The organism is Rubritepida flocculans DSM 14296, assembly GCF_000425365.1.
Lineage (GTDB): Bacteria > Pseudomonadota > Alphaproteobacteria > Acetobacterales > Acetobacteraceae > Roseococcus > Roseococcus flocculans.
On sequence record NZ_AUDH01000006.1, the window covers coordinates 127,236 to 146,283 of the forward strand.

Here is a 19,048-nt window from a genome sequence, read left to right on the forward strand (position 1 = left end):
TTCCGGGCCGGTCAACCCAGGGGGGCGGGGCGGATTCCGCCCGGCTCCAGGGCGAAAAATTCCGCTTCCGCGCCAATGGCTTGGAAGGGGTGCGCCTCGGTCCCGGTCAGGAAGCTCTGGCCCGGCAGGGCGGCCAGCGCGGCGAAGAGCGCCGCCCGCCGCCCCGCGTCCAGATGCGCGGGCAGCTCGTCGAGCAGCAGGATCGGCGCGAAGCCCCGCGCGCGGCCGATCAGCGCCGCATGGGCGAGCACGGTGGAAACCAGCAGCGCCTTCTGCTCGCCCGTCGAGCACAAGGCCGCGGGCTGGGCCTTCTCGACATGGGTGAAGAGAAGCTCCGCGCGGTGCGGGCCGCTCAGCGTCGCGCCCGCCGCCGCATCCTTCGCGCGGCTTTCGGCCCAGGCGGCGCGCAGCGCCTCCTCCGCCGCCAGGGCGGGCATCTCCGCGAGCAGCGCCCCCGCGGGGCAGCGCAGCTCGAGATGCGCGGCCGGAAAGGCCCCCGCCACTCCGCCCGCCATCGCCGCGTTCAGCCGCGCCACCAGCGCCCGGCGCGAGGCGGCGGCGGCCACGCCATGCCGCGCCATCGCGTCCTCCAGCCCCGCGAGCCAGGCGGGATCGGCCCGGCGGCCGCCGCCCAGCAGCCGGTTGCGATGGGCCATGGCCGTCTCATAGGCCGCCACCTCGCGCGCGTGGTGCGGCTCCAGCGCCAGCACCAGCCGGTCGAGAAAGCGCCGGCGCGCGCCCGCGCTCTCCTGGAACAGCCGGTCCATCTGCGGGGTGATCCAGACCGTGGCGACGCGCTCGGCGATCTCGGACTGGCTGCGCGCGCGCTCGCCGTCGAGAAAGAAGGCGCGGCGCTCGGCGCCGCCCTCCTCCGCCGCGCCGGTGCCGATCTCGAAGGGGCCCTGCGCGTCCTCGAAGCGGCCACTCACCGCCCAGGGGCCGGCCCCGCCCTCGGCGAGCTCCGCCACGCGGGCGCCGCGCAGCCCGCGCCCGGGGCCGAGCAGCGAGATGGCCTCCAGCAGATTCGTCTTGCCCGCCCCGTTGGGCCCGGCGAACACCACCGCCCGCGCGGCGAAGCGCAGGTCGAGCGCATGGTGGTTGCGGAAGCGGCTGAGGCGCAGGCGGGTGAGGCGCAGCACGCCCGCCGCGTCAGACCCGCATCGGCATCAGCACGTAGAGCGCAGCGTCGTCGCCTGCGTCCTGCACCACGGTGGGCGCGCTGCCGTCGGAGAAGCGGAAGCGCAGCATGTCGCCCACCTGGTCGGTGATGTCGGCCAGGTAGCGCGCCTGGAAGCCGATCTCGATGGGCGCGGCGGCGTAGCTCACCACGTCCTCGTCCAGCTCCTCCTGCGCCTGGCCCGTCTCGGCGGAGGAGGCGGTGAGCAGCAGGTGGTTGCGGTCGAGCGAGAGCTTCACCGGGCGCGACCGTTCGGAGGAGATGGAGGCGACGCGCCCCACAGCCTCGGCGAAGGGCTGCTTGGCCACCTCCAGCACCTTGTCGTTGCCGCGCGGGATCACGCGCTCGTAGTCGGGGAAGGTGCCGTCGATGAGCTTGGAGGTGAGGGTGACGGGCCCGATGCGGAAGCTGATCTTGGTGTCGGAGAGGCGGATTTCGATCTCGTCGCGCGTCTCCTCGGCGAGCTTGCGCAGCTCGTTCACCGTCTTGCGCGGGATGATGACGCCGGGCATCGCGCCCGCGCCCTCGGGCAGCTCCTCCTCGACGCGCGCGAGGCGGTGGCCGTCGGTCGCGGCGGCGCGCAGCACCTTGCGGCCCTCGCTCTCGGCCACATGGAGGTAGATGCCGTTGAGGTAGTAGCGCGTCTCCTCCGTCGAGATGGCGAAGCGCGTGCGGTCGATCATGCCGCGCAGCTTCGCCGCCTCCAGCTTGAAGGCGTGCGGCAGGGCGCCCTCGGTCATGGAGGGGAAATCCTCCACCGGCAGCACCTGCAGCGTGGTGTTGAACTTGCCCGCGCGCAGCTTGAGCGGCGCGTCGCCCCCCGTGTGGTCGAGCTCGATCACCGCGCCGTCGGGCAGCTTGCGCACGATCTCGTAGAGGGTGGCGGCGGGGGCGGTGGTGCGGCCGGGCCGGGCCACCTGCACGCCGGGCACTTCCTCGACCACCGCGATCTCCATGTCCGTCGCGGTCAGGCGGAGCACGCCCTCCTTCGTCGCGTCCAGCAGGATGTTGGAGAGGATGGGGATGGTGTTGCGGCGCTCCACCACGGACTGGGTGTGGCCGAGGGCCTTGAGCAGGATGGCGCGCTCGACGCTGAACTTCATCTCCCGAACCCCTTCCCGCCTCTGCCGGGTCGAATCGCCGCCCGTTGGGCCTGCTTCCCTAGCATCGCGGCGCGGCAGGGCAAAGCGCCCGCGCCCCCCCGGCGTTCCCAGCCCGGCCCCTCCGGCCTAGAAGGGGGCGGTGCAGCCCATCTGCCTCAGCTTCGACAACGGCCCCGAGCCCGAAGCCACGCCCCTGGTGCTGGAGGTGCTGGCCCGCCGCGGCCTCTCCGCCAGCTTCTTCGTGATCGGCGAGAAGCTGCGCGACCCCGCCCGCCGGGCGCTGGCCGAACGCGCCCTGGCCGAGGGCCACCGCATCGGCAACCACACCCTCACCCATGGCGCGCCGCTCGGCCTGCGCCCGCCGGTCGAGGCGGTGCAGGAGATCGCGGCGGCCGAGGCGCTTCTCGGCCACTTGAACCGGGAGCGCCTGTTCCGCCCCAATGGCGGCGGCGGCGCGCTGGGGCCGCATCTGCTGCGCCGCTCAGCCCTCGCCCATCTGATGGCCGAGCGCTACACGGTGGTGCTGTGGAACGCCGTCCCGCGCGACTGGGACGACCCGGAGGGCTGGCCCGCCCGCGCCCTCGCCCTCTGCCGGGCCGCCACCTCCCCCGTGCTGCTGGTGCTGCACGACCTGCGCGCCGACGCCATGCGGCATCTCGACCGGGTGCTCGGCGCCCTGGCCGAGGAGGGCGCGGCCTTCACGCCGGAGTTCCCGGACTCGTGCCTCGCCTTGCGCGAGGGCCGGCTGCTGTGCGATCCGGGGAATATATCCAGGAAGGATGACGCGCCATGAACCGCCGCACCGCCCTTGCCGCAGGCCTCGCGCTGCCCGCGCTCGCCGCCGGGCGCGAGGCCCGCGCCCAGACCTGGCCCGACCGCCCGATCCGCCTCGTCGTGCCCTTCGCGGCCGGCACCAGCACCGACATCATCGGCCGGATGATCGCGGGGCAGATCTCCCGCGCCCTCAACGGCCACACGGTGGTGGTGGACAACCGGGCCGGGGCGGGCGGCACCATCGGCTCGCAGTTCGTGGCGCAGTCGCCGCCGGACGGGCACACGCTGCTGCTCGGCACCATCGGCACCCATGCGGTGAACCCGCACCTGATGCCGGGTCTCGCCTACAACCCGCTGCGCGACTTCACGCCGCTCTTCCTGCACTCGAAGACGGCGCTGCTGCTGGTGGTGCGCCCGCAGCTCGGGCCGCGCGACATGGCGCAGTTCGTGGCGCTGGCGCGCGCGCGGCCGCTTTCGGTCGGCACCTCGGGCACCGGCACGGCGGGGCATCTCAACCACGCCGTGATGAGCGAGGCGACGGGCGTCGCCACCACCCACGTCCCCTACCGGGACGGCGCGCGCGCCATGACGGACGCGCTGAACGGCACGCTCGACGCCATGTTCTACCACACGCAGTTCGTGCGCGCGCAGATCGAGGCGGGCCAGCTCATCGGCCTCGGCATCACGGGCGCGCGGCGCAGCCCGCTGCTGCCCCAGGTGCCGACCTTCGCCGAGCAGGGGCTGCCCGCCATCAACGCCGAGGGCTGGTGGGCGCTGTTCGGCCCGGCCAACCTGCCCGCGCCCATCGCGCAGCGCCTCGCCGACATCTTCGCCGCCTCGCTGACCGAGGCCGAGACGCGCACGACGCTGGAGCGCAACGGCGTCGAAGCCCTGGGCGGCGGGCCCGAGGCGCTGGCCCGCTTCATGCGCGAGGAGCTGGAGCGCTGGGGCGCGGTGATCCGCCGCGCGGGCATCACCGCGGATTCGTGAGGCGCGCCGCGCGGCCGCCGATTCCGGCGCGGCCGCGCAGCCTCTAGGAAGGGCGCATGGACGCGACCACGCCCCCCGCCGGGCGGCTTCTGCCCGGCATCCTGCACGCGGTGGGCGGCACGCCCGCCGTGCTGCTGCCCCGCCTCTCGGCCGAGGCCGGCGCGCGCCTCGCCCTCAAGCTCGAATTCCTCAACCCGGGCGGCAGCGTGAAGGACCGCATCGGCCTCGCCATGGTCGAGGACGCCGAGGCGCGCGGCGAGATCGCCCCCGGCCGGTCGGTCATCGTCGAGCCCACCTCGGGCAACACCGGCATCGCGCTGGCCTGGGTGGCGGCGGCCAAGGGCTATCGTCTGATCGTGGTGATGCCCGACGGCGCCTCCCTGGAACGGCGCAAGATGATGCGCCACCTGGGCGCGGAGCTGGAGCTGACGCCGGCCAAGCGCGGCATGGCCGGCGCCATCCAGCGCGCGGAGGAGATCGTGGCGCGCACGCCGCACGCCTGGATGGCGCGGCAGTTCGACAACCCCGCCAACCCCGCCATCCACGCCCGCACCACCGCCGAGGAGATCTGGCGCGACACCGCGGGCGCGGTGGACGCGGTGGTGGGCGGCATCGGCACCGGCGGCACGCTGACGGGCGTGGCCCGCACGCTGAAGCCGCGCCGGCCGGGGCTTCTCGTGCTGGGGGTGGAGCCGGCCGAATCCGCCGTGCTGAACGGCGATGAGCCGGGGCCGCACCGCATCCAGGGCATCGGCGCGGGCTTCCGCCCCGCGGTGCTCGACCTCGCCGCCCTCGACGGGGTGGAGCGGGTGGCCGAGCGCGAGGCCTTCGCCGCGGCGCGCGAGGCGGCGCGCGCCGAGGGCATCGCGGTCGGCATCTCCACCGGCGCGGTGCTGGTGGCGATGCGCAGGCTTGCCGCCCGGCCGGGCATGGCGGGCAGGCTGATCCTGGGCATCGCCGCCTCCGGCGCCGAGCGCTACCTCTCCACCGAGCTTTTCGAGGGGCTGTAGCGGCGCGGGGGCGGGGCTGGTATGCTCCGCCCTCCCCCCGGCTGTCCCGAACCTCCCCCCGAACGAGGTCCGACCGCCATGGCGCGCGACGCCACCTCCGCCGCGGCCGCCCCGCGCCGCTTCGCCTCGCCGGCCGTGCGCGCGGCCATCGCCCGCCGCCTGGGCGAGTTCGCCGCCCTTCTGCTGGGGCTGGGCGGCATCGCGCTGCTGCTCGCCGTGGGGAGCTACGACCCGGCCGACCCCTCGCTCTCCACCGCCACGGCGCGGCCGGTGGGCAATCTGCTCTTCGCGCCGGGCGCGGTGGTGGCGGATGTGCTGCGCCAGGGGGTGGGCTGGATGGGATTCCTTCCCGGGCTCGTGCTGCTCGCCTGGGCCGTGCGGCTCGCGGCCGGGCGGGGCGTGCGGCTGGCGCCGCTGCGCCTCGCCTTCCTGCTGCTGGCCTTGCCGCTCGGCGCCGCGCTGCTGGCCGAGATCCCGGGGGCCGAGGCGGGGGCGGCGGGGCCGCTGCTGGCCGCCGCGCTCACCACCGCCCTCGCCGACGCCTTCGGGCCCACGGGCGGGCTCGCGGCGCGCATCGGCCTCGCCGCGCTCTGGCTGTGGCTGACCTACTCGGCCTTCGGCCTCTCCTTCGGCGAATGGGGCCGGGCGGCGCGGCTGACCGCCGAGACCGCCGCGCGCGGGGCGGAGAACGCGGCGCGCTTCTCCGTCGAGAAGCGCCATGTGGTGCTGCGCCCCTTCCTCGCCGCGCGCCGCCTCTGGCCGCGGCGCAACGACGGGCCGGGCGAGGATCTGGCCGCGGTGCTGCGCGCGGCCGAGCGCGCGGCCGAGGCCCCTGCCTCCGCGCGCGCCGAGCCGCGCCTGGACGCCGCGGCCCCGCCGCCCGCCGCGCCCCCGGCGCCCGCCGCCGCGCGCAGCGCCCCGCGCGTGGCCGCGCCTTCCCGGGGCAGGCCCGCCCCCGTGCAGCCCCAGCTCGACCTGCCCGTGGAGGGCTGGCGCACGCCCCCGCTCGAGCTGCTGGCGCCCCCGCCCGCGCGCATCGCCTCCGGCCCCAGCGAGGAGGCGCTGCAGGCCAATGCGCGCATGCTCGAACAGGTGCTGAGCGACTACGGGGTGAACGGGCGCATCGTCGAAATCCGCCCCGGCCCGGTGGTGACGCTCTACGAGCTGGAGCCCGCGCCGGGCACCAAATCCTCGCGCGTCATCGGCCTCGCGGACGACATCGCGCGCAGCATGAGCGTGGTGGCGGTGCGCATCGCCACCGTGCCGGGCCGCAGCGTGATCGGCATCGAGCTGCCGAACGCGAAGCGCGAGACCGTGTTCCTCTCCGAGATGCTACAGAGCGAGGAATACCGCCGCAACACGGGCCGCCTGCCGCTGGTGCTGGGCAAGGACATCGGCGGCGCGCCGGTGATCCAGGACCTGGCGCGCATGCCGCATCTGCTGATCGCGGGCACCACGGGCTCGGGCAAGTCGGTGGGGATCAACACCATGATCCTCTCGCTGCTCTACCGCTTCGGCCCGGCCGAGTGCCGCTTCATCATGATCGACCCGAAGATGCTGGAACTCAGCGTCTATGACCGCATCCCGCATCTGCTCGCCCCCGTGGTGACGGAGCCGCCCAAGGCCATCGGCGCGCTGAAATGGACGGTGCGCGAGATGGAGCGCCGCTACCGCGCGATGAGCCAGCTCGGCGTGCGCGGCATCCAGGCCTACAACGAGAAGGTGGCCGAGGCGCAGGCGAAGGGCACGGTGCTGACGCGCCGCGTGCAGACCGGCTTCGACCCCGAGACCAACAAGCCGGTCTTCGAGGAGCAGCCGCTGACCCTCGACAAGCTGCCCATGATCGTCGTGGTCATCGACGAGATGGCGGATCTGATGATCGTCGCGGGCAAGGAGATCGAGGCCGCGGTGCAGCGCCTCGCGCAGATGGCGCGCGCGGCGGGCATCCACGTCATCATGGCCACCCAGCGCCCCTCGGTGGACGTGATCACGGGCACCATCAAGGCGAACTTCCCCACCCGCATCAGCTTCCAGGTCACGAGCAAGATCGACAGCCGCACCATCCTGGGCGAGCAGGGGGCGGAGCAGCTCCTCGGCCAGGGCGACATGCTGCACATGGCCGGGGGCGGGCGCGTCACCCGCGTGCATGGCCCCTTCGTCTCCGACGCCGAGGTCGAGAAGGTGGCCGACTGGCTGCGCGCCCAGGGCGAGCCCGACTATGTGGAGGAGGTGACCGAGGTCGAGGACGAGGAGGGCGGCGGGCCGCTCGACATCGCAAGCGCCTCGGACGCCGACAAGTCGCTCTTCGACCGCGCGGTGGAGGTGGTGGTGCGCGAGGGCAAGGCCTCCACCTCCTTCATCCAGCGCCACCTCAACATCGGCTACAACCGCGCGGCGAAGCTCATCGAGCAGATGGAGCGCGAGGGCATCGTCAGCCCCGCGAACCATGTGGGCAAGCGGGAGATCCTCGCGCGACGGCCGGAGGGGTGATCCGGTCGGCCTGAGATGCCGACCGTATGAGGCGACAAGCCGCTCGGGCCCCGGCCGGACGGCGGCATGCCAAAACATGGCATCCCGGGAACCGCGGTAGGAAATCGGAGGACGGCTTCCGCGCCATCACCAGCCGAAATGCCCTGCGGCGCGCGTCCGTTTCTGACGAGTTGGAAAAGCCTGTTGGAAAAAAGTTGGACGCCGACCCGCCCGCAGCTTATTTTTCGTTGGAAGTCTTTGAAAAGATTGGTGGGCGCACTAGGGCTCGAACCTAGGACCCGCTGATTAAGAGAAGCGGCGGCAGGAGCTTGTTTTCAGGCCACTATCCTTCCGGAGTCTGCCGAAAGGCCGAAATCGCCGCCTCCACCCTGCTCTCTTCGAAGCCCAGCGCCGCCAGCATCGCGCGCACGCTGTCCTCGGTCAGCACGCGCGGGGCCGGCACATGCACCACATGCGGCGGCGGCACCTCTTCCGGAACGGCCAGCGACCAATCGAGCTCCTGCGCCTGCGCCCAAAGCGGGTCATCCGGCAGAACGTGGTAGGGCAGGCCGTTCTCCAGCTCCACGACCACCGATCCGTCGGCACGCTGATGCAGCGGCTTCATGCGATCCTCCATGCGAAGCCTTCGAAGACGATCGAGGGCGAGTTGATAATCGCGGTTCCGCCGGCAGCCACGCCCGACACAAATTGCAGATTGCACACGCCGCCAGTGGTGAAGCCCCGCACAGAGTAGGCCCAGGTTCCGCCGGCCGGCGTTGACCAGGTTACACCCGGCGCAGTCGCTTGGTGATAGAACTGGCCGAGCGCGCCCACCGTGTTGTTCGGCGTTGGCGCCGCGCTGAGAAACGCCCGCGCATGCGCCGCACTGGCCGCCGTGAAGACCTGCGCGCCGACCGTGCTCGCGCCGAGGAAGCCCCGCGCATCCGCCGCACTGGCCGCCGTGAAGACCTGCGCGCCGACCGTGCTCGCCCCCAGCGTCCCGCGCGCCTCCGCCGCCGAGCTGTCGTCCAGCAGCGTGGCCGCCCAGGCGCTCACCGCCACGGGAGAGACGCCGGCCATGGCGATGGGCTCGCCGCCCGCGTTGAAACCCAGGAAGCGTCCCGCCCGCGCGGCCTGGGGCGGCAGCTCGAGCGCCGTGGTCGGATCGGTCGGGGCTGCCCGCAGCGCGCGCTCGGCCTCGCGCCGCGCCTCCTGCAGCGCGATCCACCAGCGCGCGAACTCGGCATTCAGTGCGGCCGCGGTCAGCGCGGAACCGTCCGTCCATTGCGCCGTCCGCGCCACCGGCTGCTGGCCCCAGATGAGGATCACGTCGCCCGCCAGCGCCGGGTCCGTCAGCGTCACGCTGCCGCCCGAGGGCGAGCCTGCGCCCGCCACCGTGTAGTCGGTCGAGAGCACCAGCTCGCTCATCACCGCCGCGCGCAGCCGCCGCACCAGAAGATGCGCGGCCGCGAAGAACGGGAAGGTGACGGGAAACACCGTCTCGCCGCCGGTGCAGACGAATTGCCGGCGGCGGTTGTCCGCCGGCACCAGGCTGATGCTCATGGTCCACCTCCGAAGATGCGCGCCGGCTCGGGCCCGCGGCGCGGGGCGGTCTCGCCCGGCGCCCACCAGAACTCCTGGTCGAACTCGCGCAGCGCGCGGCGCTGCTGCTGGCGGAAGCGTCGCGCGGCCTCGGGGTCCGCCCACCATTGCAGCCGGTCCCACAAGAGCCGGTCGGTGGCGAGGCGCGAATACCAGAGCGTCGAGCCCGGCGCGTTGTTGCGGACGAAGCGCGCCAAATCGGCGCCCAGCGCGCGTTCCTTGCGCTCATCGTCCAGCGCCTGGATGTTGAGGCCGGCGATGCGCGCCAGGTCGTCCGTCAGCCCGCCGATCGGCCCGCCGAACATGTTGGCGACGAAGCTCTGGTCCGCGCGGTTCACGGCGGTGTAGGCGAAGTCTCCCAGGATGCCCGCGCCGCCCCCCTGGGCGAAGGCGGCCAGCCAGAAGCGGTGGTCGTCCATCGCGCGCGGATCGCGGCCGCGGGCGATCTCCTTGAGCTGCATGGCCAGCGCGCCCATCAGCGTCGTGCCGATGGCGAAGCTCGCCAGATAGGCCGCCTTGCCGGAGAGGCGCTCCTGGTTCAGCGCCCGGCCGATGTGCATCAGCATGACGGTCACGGGGAAACTCTTGAACTGCATGGCGCTGCGCAGGAACTCGCCCGCCAGCGTGCCGGGCCTGGTCTGGCCGAGCATCAGGGCGCGCTCGGCCGCGCCGGGTTCCGGCACGGCAAACCGCGCCTCGGTCTGGACGAACTCGAGGAGGCGCGTCGCCGCTTCCAGCCGGGCGGCCTGGGTGCTAGTCTCCGCCCCGCTCGGGCCCCCAACGCTGGCGCCCGCTCCGGGCCCGGCGGCAGACGCCGGGGCGGGAGCTGAGGGGGCGGCACCGCCGGCAGGCTGCGGTTGGGCCGTGCGTTCCCACCGCCCGAGCAGCGGCCGCTTGGCGATGTAGTTCCGCCGCATCACCGAGGCGGTCACCACCTGCCAATACCCCTCCTTGCGATGCAGGCCGAGGATCAGCACCTCGTCGCCGCTGCGCGCCGGTGCCGGCGCCACGGCGAAGACCGAGCCGTCGCGGCCCTGCCGCAGCTCGGTTGCGGTCGCCAGCACACGCAGCACGAAATCCTCGGCCGGCTCCTTCAGCTCCTGCCCGTGCCGCGCCTCGATGTGCGCGAGCCCGACTCGGCCGCCGTCCGGCTTAGTCGGATCGCCGCGCGCGAGCCGCACCGGCCCGGGCTGCAGCCCGGGGATCCCCTCCGGCAGCCAGGCGAGGTCCGGCGTTCCGTCCGGCCCGAGCCGCCATGAGCCCGGCTCATCGCCGGTCCAGCGCGCCGGCCCCGGCTCGCCCTGGCCGCGCACCACCGCCTCGGGGCTCAGCACGCGCCAGCCGCCCAGCTCCTGCACGCCATGGGCGCGCAGCAGCTCCCACTCTGCCGCGCCGATCCCGTAGCGCTGCATCGCCGCGCGCAGCGGCGCGTCCAGGTCCTCGAAGCGCCTGCCCGCCTGCTCGGCCAGATGCCCCAGCATCTCCATGCCGATGGCCCAGCGCGCGGCCTGGGTGTGCGCGGCCAGCCCCTGGGCGCGGAGCACGAAATCCGCCGCGCGGGTGCCGAGCCCGGTGCCCACCACATCCGCCTGGTTGCGCATGGCGCCTGCGGCGCGCTGGGCCCAGGCCTCGGCGATCAGCCCCGCGCGCACGGCGATGCGCCGGTCCTCGGCGTTGCGCGGGTTCAGCAGGCGCAGATAGTCGCCCATCCAGCCGGTGGCCGGCAGCCCGTTCCAGGCCGCCACCTGGCGCATGGTCGCGAAGTCCGAGACGGAGGAGAGCACGGCCGAACCCAGCCGCGCCGCGGTCAGGAAGGCCCGCGTCTCGCGGAAGGCGGTGGCCACCCAGTCGTTCACCGGCGTGCTGGCGAGGCCCGAGACATGGGCCCAGACCGTGTCGATCCGCCACGCGGCGCGGCGCGCCTTCTCCGGATCGCCCGCCAGCGCGAGGCGGCGCTGCGCCTCGTCGCGCAGCATGCGGATCATCCAGTCCGGGTTGGGGCCCAGCACCTCCAGCATGGCGATGTCGCGGGCCATGCCGTCCACATGGCCCATCAGCAGGTCGTAGAGATGCGCCTCGCCCACGCCGAAGCGCCTGTTGAAGCCGAGCCAGGCCTCGGCCGATGTCCACTGGAAGGCGCGCATGGCGCTGCGCCGGTTGGCCAGCGCGCCGCGCCCCTGCGGCGCGCCGGGGGTGAGGTCCGACAACCCCTCGGTGCGCAGCCGCTCCACCGCCTCGGCGAAGATTTCGCCGCGGCGCAACGCGTTCACCTCCGCGCCGGTGTCCGGGTCGATGACGCGCAGCCGGCCGGTGGCGTGCTCCTCCTCCAGGAAGCGCAGCACCGCCTCGCGCCCCTCGGCGCGCACCTTGGCATGGTCCCAGAGCTGCGGCAGGCGCCAGTCGGCGCGCTTGGTGGAGGGCGCGCCGCCGGCCGCGATGAAGCGGTCCACCATCTGGTCGGTGACGCGCGTCCAGGCCTCGGCCAGCGCCTTCACGGCGGGGTCGCGCGGGGCCTCGCCGTAGAGCGCGCGCACCATGTCCACAAGGCCCTGCTCGTCGCGCATCAGGCCGAGCGCCTTGGAGCGGAACCGGTCCAGCACCTCCACGAGGCCGGCATGCGCCAGGCCGCGGATCGCGCGGGCGCGCGCCTCCACATTGGTGTAGGTGGCCTTGCCGGTCAGGTCGCGCGCCAGCAGCGCCAGCACCCCGTTGTGGAAGCCGGCCGCGTGGCCTTCGGCCAGCTCGATGTTGCGCGCCGCGGCCAGGACGCGCTTGGCGGCCTGGCGCTGCGCCTCGCGCCCCTGTGCGGCCAGTTCCTCGGCGGCGCGCGCCATGGCCTCGGCCTCGGAGAGCCCCTTGCCCAGCAGCTCCTCCACGCGGGCGTTGACCTTCGCGGCGGTGGCCGCGCCGATCCGGCCCGCCTCCACGGCATCGGCCACGCATTTGCGATGGCGGGTGGTCACGGGTCGTAGCCCTCCAGCACGCGCTTGTGCAGCAGGGCGGTGGCGGCGGCGAGCTGATGCTGCCACCCCGACGGCCCGCCGCCATGCACCAGCTCGATGGCGCCGTCGGCCTGCACGATCACGGCCGCCACCGCCATGGGCGGGCGGGCGCGCAGCCGGCGCTTGAGGGTGGCGATGGCCCAGGCCGTGTCGGCCGGCGAGTCCGGCGGGGGGAGGCGCAGCAGCTGGGCCTGCGTCACGGCGCCCCCCCGATCAGGCAGGCCGCGGCGGCCGCCAGCTCCTCCGCCTCGCGCTCGGCCGCCTCGAGCAGCGCGCGCGCGCCGATCTCGCCGGCCTCCTCGGGCACGGGAATGTCGCGCGCGGCCGCGATGCGCTGGGCTTCGAGCAGCTCGGCGCGCGCCGTCTCGGGCAGGGCCGCCAGCCGGGCACGCTCGGCCTCGGCCGCCAGCACGCGGGCGGCCTGCGGGTCGGTGAGCGGCTCGTCCGCCGCCACCTCGCGCGGCCCCAGGGCGGCATCCGCCTCCTCGGCCCGGCGGGCGGCCTCGGCGAGATCGCTCACCCGCACCGGCGGCAGGTCGAGAAGCGTGGGTCCGCCCTCGGCCTGCTGGGCGCGCGCCACATAGCCGCGCAGCACCTCCACCAGCCGGACTTCGGGCTTGATGCGCCGCGCGAGGTCGCCGTCCGGGAACATGGACTTCAGCACGCCCATGCCGGAGTCGGTGATGGGCGGGCGTTCCAGGTCCGCCTGAAGCACCAGGTCGGCCACGCGCAGCTTGCGGCGCTGGGCTTCCAGGATGGCGTCCACCGCCTCGGCCAGCGCGGGCGTGCCGTCGTAATGCGCGGTCTCCGGGCTGCGCGCGGCCTCGGCGCGCATCGCCGCCCAGTCGCCCGCCACCTGGCGCAGCGCCGCGGCCAGGCCGCGAATGCCCTCGGTCTCGCCCTCCACCAGCCGGGCGGCCAGCGGGCCGAAGGCGTCGCCATAGGCTGCCATCAGCAGAGCGCGCTCCAGCCGCTGGATCAGCTCGGCGTTCCAGCTTCCGTCCGCGCGCAGCAGCGCGCCGCGCTCCTCTGGCGTCAGCCGCGCCACGAAGGCCTCGCGGAACTCCTGGTTGGCGGCGTGGCGCAGGTCCCCGCCGCGCCAGAGGCGCAGCGCGTCGCGCACCGCGGCCACGTCGCGCTTCGCCACTTCGGCCGCCGGCTCGGCCAGCGTGGCGCGGAGATTGGCCTCGCGCACGAAGGCCGCCCGCTCGGCGGCGGAGAGCTGAGAGACGCGGGCCGAGACCAGCACCGGCTCCTCGACGCCCTCGATGTCGAAGCCCGCCCGGCGCAGCGCGGCCAGATAGGCCTCGCGCTGCGCGGCGAGGGCGGGGTCGCGGTGCACCAGCGTCAGCGCGGCGATGCGGCCATTGCCGCTTTCCACCACCAGGTCGGGGCCGATGATGGGGGCGCCCGCGCCGGCCTCCGGGCTGGGGAGCAGCCGCTCCGGGATCAGGCGCGCGGCGATGGCGCGCACCTGGTCCTGGCTGGGGGCGGCCGCGCGGTCGCGCGGTTGCAGGCCTTCGGCGTGCGGATAGGCCGGGTTGGGCCGGCCTTCCGGATCGTGGCTCGGAACGAGCTGGCGCAGCGAGACCACGCGCGGCTCCACCAGCACGGCGCGGCCGGTCGGCGCATAGGCGTTGAAGCGGCCGAGGGCCGGCGGTAGATTGTCGGCCAAGCCTCCGAGCGTCTGGGACGTGAGCACGGGGGGGCCAGGCTGCCGGCCCGCATCGTGCATCGGGGGTGATGCCGCGGCGCGGCGCATCCGCTCCGCCATGCCAGGCACCTGCTCCAGCCGTGTCACGCCGCTGCCCTCGGGCAGGCGATACATGGTGGCGAGCGCGAGCATGCCGTTGCCTGCGCGGTATTCCTCGACCACCACCATCCCGCCGCGCGCGTCCCGCGCCAGATAGGCGACGGCGAGACGGCCCGGTTGCGCGCCGCGCGGATCGGTGAGGGTGAGGGCGCGCTGCTGCGCGGCGGCGATGAAGCCTTGCCAGCCGGCAAGGTCGTGCAAGGTGATGGGCGGTTCGTCGGGCGCCCGCGCGGCGTCGGGGCCGTGGCGCCGCCAGACATGGCGCACCGCGTCGCTGGTCAGCACGCGCGGCGTCTCGGTGCCCACCGGCAGGCCCAATTCCCGCAGGGCGCGCGCCTCCGCCTCCTCGAGCCATCCGCCCGCGACGCCATGCACCCGGCCTTCCGGCGCGCGCAGGGCGCGCGCGACGAAGTCCGCGATGGCCTGGCGCTCGTCTCCGGCCGCGGGCTGCTCGATCCAGCCAGCCAGCACGCGCCGGTTCGGCCCCGGCAGGCTGGCCGCCGGCCGCTGGCGCGCCAGCAGCGCCGCCTGGGCCGCCGCGGCGGCCTGCTCGTGCGCCAGCGCCTGCTCCGGCGCGGGCAGCACCGCCTCGGCCATGGCCTGGGTCTCGGCCACGGGACGCGCGCCTTCGGCCTGGATGCGTGCGGGGCTGTCCTGGGGCGCGCGCGCCAGCACCCGCTCCACCCCCGCGAGCACGGCGCGCACGCCCCCGCCGATGACGGCGCCCCCCAGCGCCGCCATGCCGATCTGCTCCAGGCTGTCGTCCGGCAGGCCGAGGCTCACGCGGTAGGGGCCCGCGCGCAGCTCCACCACCGCCTGGGTGCCCGCGGCGATGGCCGCCTCCTGGGCGGCCACGCGCGCCACCTGGCGCAGCACCGAGCCGCCGGCCGAGTGGAAGCCGAGCGGCAGGGTGAGAAGCTGGATCGGGTCCGCGAAGACGCCCGCCACGCGCCCCGCGAAGTCGCCGAGCCCGCCGCCGAGGTCCTCCGCGCGGCGGGCCTCGGCCTCGGCCTCGATGGCGTTGCGGCGGGCGCGGTCGCGCAGCTCGGCGACCGTGGGGAAGCGGTCGGCCTCATCGGGGCGGGCGGCGCGCAGCCGCGCCACGGCGGCGTCCCAGGCCTCCTCGCGGCGGCGGCGCTCCTCGGGGCTGGCGAGCTGCTCGAAGCGCGTGGGCCCCATCACCAGGCGGTCGGGCGTGGGCGGGATGAGCCAGTTCAGCGCGCGCGGGATGTCGCGCAGCGTGTCGCCGGTCCAGCGGCCGGCCTCATAGGGGTTCTCGACGCGCTCGCCCGCCTCGGCCAGCACGGCCTGGGCCTCGGCGAAGGCGCGGCGGGCGTTGCGCTCCTCCGAGGCGAAATTGCCGGTGGCGAGCTGCGCCTCCAGGCCCAGCATGAAGCGCTCGGCCAGGCCGCGCGGCGCGGTCGGGATGGGGTCCCAGGCGACGGGCCGCGGCTCGGGCCCCAGGGCCAGCACGCCGCTCACCGCGCTTGCTCCGCCGGCTCAAGCCGCAGCCCCTGGCGGCGGCGGCGCGCCTCCTCCTCCAGCGCGCGCTCGCTCGCGCGGAAGCGCGCGCCGGGCGTCGGGTCGTCGCGCAGCGGCGCGGCGCCGTTCAGGTCCAGCACGAAGGCGCCGCCCGGGCGGTTGGCGTCCAGCACGTCGCGGCCGCCATGGCGCAGCACATAGCGCCCGGGCCCGACGGCCTCGAGCTGGAAGCCGCCGCGCGCCACCATGGCCGGGGTGATGGGCCGGCCGTCGGCGGCCACCGCTCCGGCCAGGCGCTCGGGCGGCAGCGCGTCCATCACGTCCAGGAAGGCGCGCTCGCTCATGCCCTCAGGCAGCAGCGTCAGCCGCCCGTTATAGCTCGCCACGGGCGCGAGGCGTTCCAGCACCCCGGCCAGATCGGCGCGGCGCAGCGGCTCCGCCGAGCGGCCGCGCGCGGCGGCCAGCGCCGCCCCGGCGGCGAGCGCGGCCGCGGCGATGTCGGCGCGCGCCTCGGGCCGGCGCTCCAGCGCGGGGCCCAGATGGAGGTCGAGCGCGGTCTGCACGTCGCGGCGCAGCGCCTCGGGCGGCGGGTTGTCGCGCAGCGCGAAGGCCCCGCGCAGGATTTGCCGCGAGACGGCCTCGTCGCGGTCCATGATGGCGCCGGCCACCGCGATGGCGCGGCGGCGGTCGTCGCGGCCCTCGCCCTCCATGCGCCACTCGGCCAGGGTGCGCCGCAGCCCGGGCAGGCCCAGCGCCTCGCGCAGCGCGCCCAGCGCGCCCCAGGCGGCATCGGCGTCGGGGCTGTTGGCGATGCGCTGGTAGAAGGCCTCCACGAAGGGCTTGGGCAGGTCGCGCCGCCGCTCGGCGGCGATGCCCAGCCGCTCCTGCTCGGCGCGCAGCCCGCGCACGAACTCCGGCAGCGCCGCCAGCTCGCCGCCCTGCACACGCTGCGCGAGGTCGCGCAGCGCGGGGCTGCCCGCCATGGCGTAGCCGGCCGCGTCCTCGCGCACCGCGCGGTCGCGCGCCTCGAAGGCCTGGACGGTGGCCTGCACACGCTCGGCGTTCCGGCGGGCGTCGGGCCCGGTCAGCGGAAAGCGGGCGAGGAAGGCCTCCCGCTCCGCCTCCGGCAGGGCCGCGGCCTGGCGGCGCAGCGCGCCGCGGTCGGCGGCCAGCTCCAGCTCGCGGTTGATCGCGGCCACCCGCTCGGGCGGGAGCCCGGCGGCCGCACCCTCCTCCGCCGTGATGGCGCGGCGCTCGCCGCTCGCCTCGGCCTCCACGGTCAGGTCGCGGATGCGCTCCTGCAAGGCCGCGCCCTCGATCTGCACGCCGCGCTGGGCGAGATGGTTGAGCAGCCGCACCGCGGCCGCCGGGTCGGCCGAGAAATTCGCCGTGCCGGGCGCGAAGCGCGCGGCGAGGTCGCGCAGCGCCGCGGGGTCGGCGGTGGTGCGGGCCAGCTCGGCGGCGGCGTGGCCTTCCATCGCCATGCGCTCGCGCTCCAGCACCTGCACGGGGTCGCGGCCGGCGGCGGCGATCTCGGCCTCGGTCAGCACATGCACCGGGCGGCCCTGCTGGGCGATGGCGGCCAGGTTCTCGGCCATGCGGCGGTCCAGCTCGGCGCGGCGCAGCGTCTCGCCCTCGCGCGTGGCGGCGCGGTCCTGCGCCTCCATGGCGCGCAGCCGGGCGGCGATGCGGCCGCGCTCGGCGCTGTTGAGCCCGTCCTGCGCGGGGATGGCGGGCAGCAGCGTGGCCAGGTAGTCGCGCGCTTCCTGCGGCAGGGGCTGTTCGCCCCGCGCGGCGCGCTCCACGCGGCCCATGCCGGCGTTGTAGGCGGCCAGCGCGCGGCCGAGATCGCCGTCGAAGCGGTCGCGCAGCGCGGCCAGATAGCGCGCGCCCCAGGGGATGGCGCGGGCCGGGTCGGTCAGCGCCTCGCGCGGCAGGGGCGGCACGCCCGGCAGGCCGGGATCGGCGGCGGTGGAGGGCAGGATTTGCATGGGGCCCACCGCGCCCTTGGGGCTCACGGCATCGGCCCGGCCGCCGCTTTCGTGCCCGGCGAGCGCGGCCAGCAGCGCCACGGGCAGCCCCGTCTCGGCGGCGGCGCGGGCGAGGTGCGGCTGCCAGGCTTCCGGCACCCGCGCCCGCAGCCGCTCGGGCGTGGCGAGCATGCGGCCCTGGCTCGCCTCGCGCTGCGCGAAGGGCGAGACGCGGGCCGCCCCGCCGCGCTCGAACTGCTCGATCCAGGCGAGACCCCCGCCCGCCGCGCGCCAGGCGGCCTCGGCCAGCGCGAAATCGCGCGTCTGGCGCAGCGCCTCGATGCGCTGCGTGACTTCCACGGCCGAAAGCGCGCCGGCGCGCGAGGGGTCAGCCGGCCAGGACCGGCCGCCGGCCTGGAAGGCCTCGCGCGGGCCGAGCGCCACCAGCTCGGCCACGGTCTGGTCCTCGATCCGCCGCGCGGCCGTCCAGGCCTGCGGGTCGGCGAGCGCCTGGCCCGCGGCGCGCTCGACATCGGCGAGCCGCGCGGGCAGCACCGCCGCCATGGAGGAGAGCGCGTCATCGGCCACCCGGCGGCGCTGCTGCTCGCGCACGGCGTTGGCCATGGGCAGGGCCAGCGCGTCGAAGCGCTGCTGGAAGCTGGCGCGGGCGATGGCGGGCAGGCTCTGCGCCGTCTCGTCGCGCCAGCGCGTGGCCCCGGCGATGAAGGCCTCCGGATCGGCCGCGTGGCGTTCGGCGAGGCCCGAGAGCTCCTGGCGCGCCATCACCTCCAGGCGGCGCGCCGCGCTGTCCACCGCCGCGCGGTTGAAGACGGTGCGGTAGAGCGCGCCGCCGCCCTCCATGCGCACCGAGGGGTCGGCCTCGGCGGCCTCGGTGCCGGCGGCCCAGGCGGCCTCGATGGTCTCGCGGTCGGCGCGGTCGTGAAGCTGGGCGGTCAGGCGCTCGAGGCGCGCGCCGAGCCCGGCGAGAGCGGCGGCGCGGCCCATGCCGACCTCGCCCGCCGCCACGGGGCGCACGGGCTGGGGCTGCGCCTGCGCCATCGGCGCGGGGATCTCGAGGCTCTGGCGGCGCAGCGGCGGGCGCGTGCCGCTCATGAGGATGTCCTCGGCGCGGCCCCGCCGGATTTGCTCTGGCCCGGCCAGCGGTCGGCCACGCGCATCGCGCCCTGGGCGAAGGTGGAAAAGGCGCCCAGCGCGCCCGCGGTGGCGGTGGCGGAGGCGTCGTCGCGCAGCAGCAGGGCGCGCTGGCTCGTCATGCCCGCGCCGAGCCGGGCGGATGCGGCGGCGATCTCGGTGTTGGTGCGCTGGATTTCGAGCTGGCGGTCGGCCTCGGCCCTGGTGCGCTCGGCCACCGTCTCGGCCGTGCCCTCGCCGATCACCACGCCGGCGGCGGAATAGCGGGCGTTCTGCGTGGCAAGGGTGCGGAACAGCGCCTCGCGCGTGTCCAGCGCCTCGTTCTGGCCGCGCAGCTCCACGCCGCGCGCCTCCAGCTCCTGCTGGCGCGACTGCAGCTCGAGCATGGCGGCCTGGCTGCGCTGCGCGCTGGCCTGGGCGGAGGCCTGCATGAGCGCAAGCCCGGTGGAGGCGACGGTGCCGACCGCGGAGACCACCGCGGCGATGGTGGCGAGCTCGGCCATG

13 protein-coding genes are annotated in these 19,048 nt (G+C 75.5%); 4 read left to right on the forward strand and 9 right to left on the reverse strand.

The features are described 5' to 3' along the window. Nucleotides 1-11 precede the first annotated feature (11 nt). Nucleotides 12-1,139, reverse strand: coding sequence for a DNA replication/repair protein RecF (recF, locus tag H596_RS0108240; RefSeq protein ID WP_027284480.1), 1,128 nt, complete (start codon nt 1,137-1,139; stop codon nt 12-14). 10 nt (nt 1,140-1,149) lie between these two features. After that, nucleotides 1,150-2,280, reverse strand: coding sequence for a DNA polymerase III subunit beta (gene dnaN / locus H596_RS0108245; protein ID WP_027284481.1), 1,131 nt, complete (start codon nt 2,278-2,280; stop codon nt 1,150-1,152). A gap of 139 nt (nt 2,281-2,419) precedes the next feature. On the opposite strand from dnaN, the gene H596_RS20745 reads away from it, so the two are divergent. The 4 genes from H596_RS20745 to H596_RS0108265 all read left to right on the forward strand — a co-directional run bounded on the left by H596_RS20745 (nt 2,420) and on the right by H596_RS0108265 (nt 7,544). Next, nucleotides 2,420-3,073, forward strand: a complete 654-nt coding sequence (locus H596_RS20745) for a polysaccharide deacetylase family protein (RefSeq protein WP_037300553.1) — start codon at nt 2,420-2,422, stop codon at nt 3,071-3,073. Continuing rightward, the gene (locus H596_RS0108255) at nt 3,070-4,044 is read left to right on the forward strand and encodes a Bug family tripartite tricarboxylate transporter substrate binding protein (RefSeq protein WP_027284482.1); all 975 of its coding nucleotides are present in this window, start codon (nt 3,070-3,072) and stop codon (nt 4,042-4,044) included. The genes H596_RS20745 and H596_RS0108255 overlap by 4 nt, the downstream gene beginning before the upstream one ends. 56 nt (nt 4,045-4,100) lie before the next feature. Further along, nucleotides 4,101-5,054, forward strand: coding sequence for a cysteine synthase A (gene cysK / locus H596_RS0108260; protein WP_027284483.1), 954 nt, complete (start codon nt 4,101-4,103; stop codon nt 5,052-5,054). Nucleotides 5,055-5,132: 78 nt separating this feature from the next. Then, entirely contained in the window at nt 5,133-7,544 is a 2,412-nt protein-coding gene (locus H596_RS0108265) for an FtsK/SpoIIIE family DNA translocase (protein ID WP_027284484.1), read from the forward strand. A gap of 322 nt (nt 7,545-7,866) precedes the next feature. Here the strand turns inward: H596_RS0108265 and H596_RS0108270 are convergent, their stop codons facing one another. Genes H596_RS0108270 through H596_RS0108300 form a run of 7 tightly spaced genes read right to left on the reverse strand, consistent with a single transcriptional unit; the run spans nt 7,867 to nt 19,047 of the window. Further along, nucleotides 7,867-8,148, reverse strand: coding sequence for a hypothetical protein (locus H596_RS0108270; RefSeq protein WP_037300555.1), 282 nt, complete (start codon nt 8,146-8,148; stop codon nt 7,867-7,869). After that, nucleotides 8,145-9,086, reverse strand: coding sequence for a hypothetical protein (locus H596_RS0108275; RefSeq protein ID WP_027284486.1), 942 nt, complete (start codon nt 9,084-9,086; stop codon nt 8,145-8,147). The genes H596_RS0108270 and H596_RS0108275 overlap by 4 nt, the downstream gene beginning before the upstream one ends. Further along, on the reverse strand, nt 9,083-12,088 hold the full coding sequence (locus tag H596_RS0108280) for a hypothetical protein (RefSeq protein WP_027284487.1): 3,006 nt from the start codon (nt 12,086-12,088) through the stop codon (nt 9,083-9,085). Before H596_RS0108280 ends, H596_RS0108275 begins: the two co-directional genes overlap by 4 nt. Then, on the reverse strand, nt 12,085-12,327 hold the full coding sequence (locus H596_RS0108285) for a hypothetical protein (RefSeq protein ID WP_027284488.1): 243 nt from the start codon (nt 12,325-12,327) through the stop codon (nt 12,085-12,087). Before H596_RS0108285 ends, H596_RS0108280 begins: the two co-directional genes overlap by 4 nt. Continuing rightward, a complete protein-coding gene (locus H596_RS0108290) occupies nt 12,324-15,422 on the reverse strand; it encodes a hypothetical protein (RefSeq protein WP_027284489.1) in 3,099 nt (1,032 codons plus the stop codon). The genes H596_RS0108285 and H596_RS0108290 overlap by 4 nt, the downstream gene beginning before the upstream one ends. Then, on the reverse strand, nt 15,419-18,505 hold the full coding sequence (locus H596_RS22845) for a lytic transglycosylase domain-containing protein (protein ID WP_051212645.1): 3,087 nt from the start codon (nt 18,503-18,505) through the stop codon (nt 15,419-15,421). Before H596_RS22845 ends, H596_RS0108290 begins: the two co-directional genes overlap by 4 nt. After that, nucleotides 18,502-19,047 (reverse strand): hypothetical protein, encoded by a 546-nt coding sequence (locus H596_RS0108300; protein WP_027284490.1) that lies wholly within the window; start codon nt 19,045-19,047, stop codon nt 18,502-18,504. The genes H596_RS22845 and H596_RS0108300 overlap by 4 nt, the downstream gene beginning before the upstream one ends. Between the last annotated feature and the right edge of the window lies 1 nt (nt 19,048).

Bases quoted from the DNA above. Each gene is read 5' to 3' on its own strand.
- dnaN (WP_027284481.1), bottom strand. From the start codon at position 2,280: ATGAAGTTCAGCGTCGAGCGCGCCATCCTGCTCAAGGCCCTCGGCCAC.
- H596_RS0108255 (WP_027284482.1), top strand. From the start codon at position 3,070: ATGAACCGCCGCACCGCCCTTGCCGCAGGCCTCGCGCTGCCCGCGCTC.
- cysK (WP_027284483.1), top strand. From the start codon at position 4,101: ATGGACGCGACCACGCCCCCCGCCGGGCGGCTTCTGCCCGGCATCCTG.
- H596_RS0108265 (WP_027284484.1), top strand. From the start codon at position 5,133: ATGGCGCGCGACGCCACCTCCGCCGCGGCCGCCCCGCGCCGCTTCGCC.
- H596_RS0108270 (WP_037300555.1), bottom strand. From the start codon at position 8,148: ATGAAGCCGCTGCATCAGCGTGCCGACGGATCGGTGGTCGTGGAGCTG.
- H596_RS0108275 (WP_027284486.1), bottom strand. From the start codon at position 9,086: ATGAGCATCAGCCTGGTGCCGGCGGACAACCGCCGCCGGCAATTCGTC.
- H596_RS22845 (WP_051212645.1), bottom strand. From the start codon at position 18,505: ATGAGCGGCACGCGCCCGCCGCTGCGCCGCCAGAGCCTCGAGATCCCC.
- H596_RS0108300 (WP_027284490.1), bottom strand. From the start codon at position 19,047: ATGGCCGAGCTCGCCACCATCGCCGCGGTGGTCTCCGCGGTCGGCACC.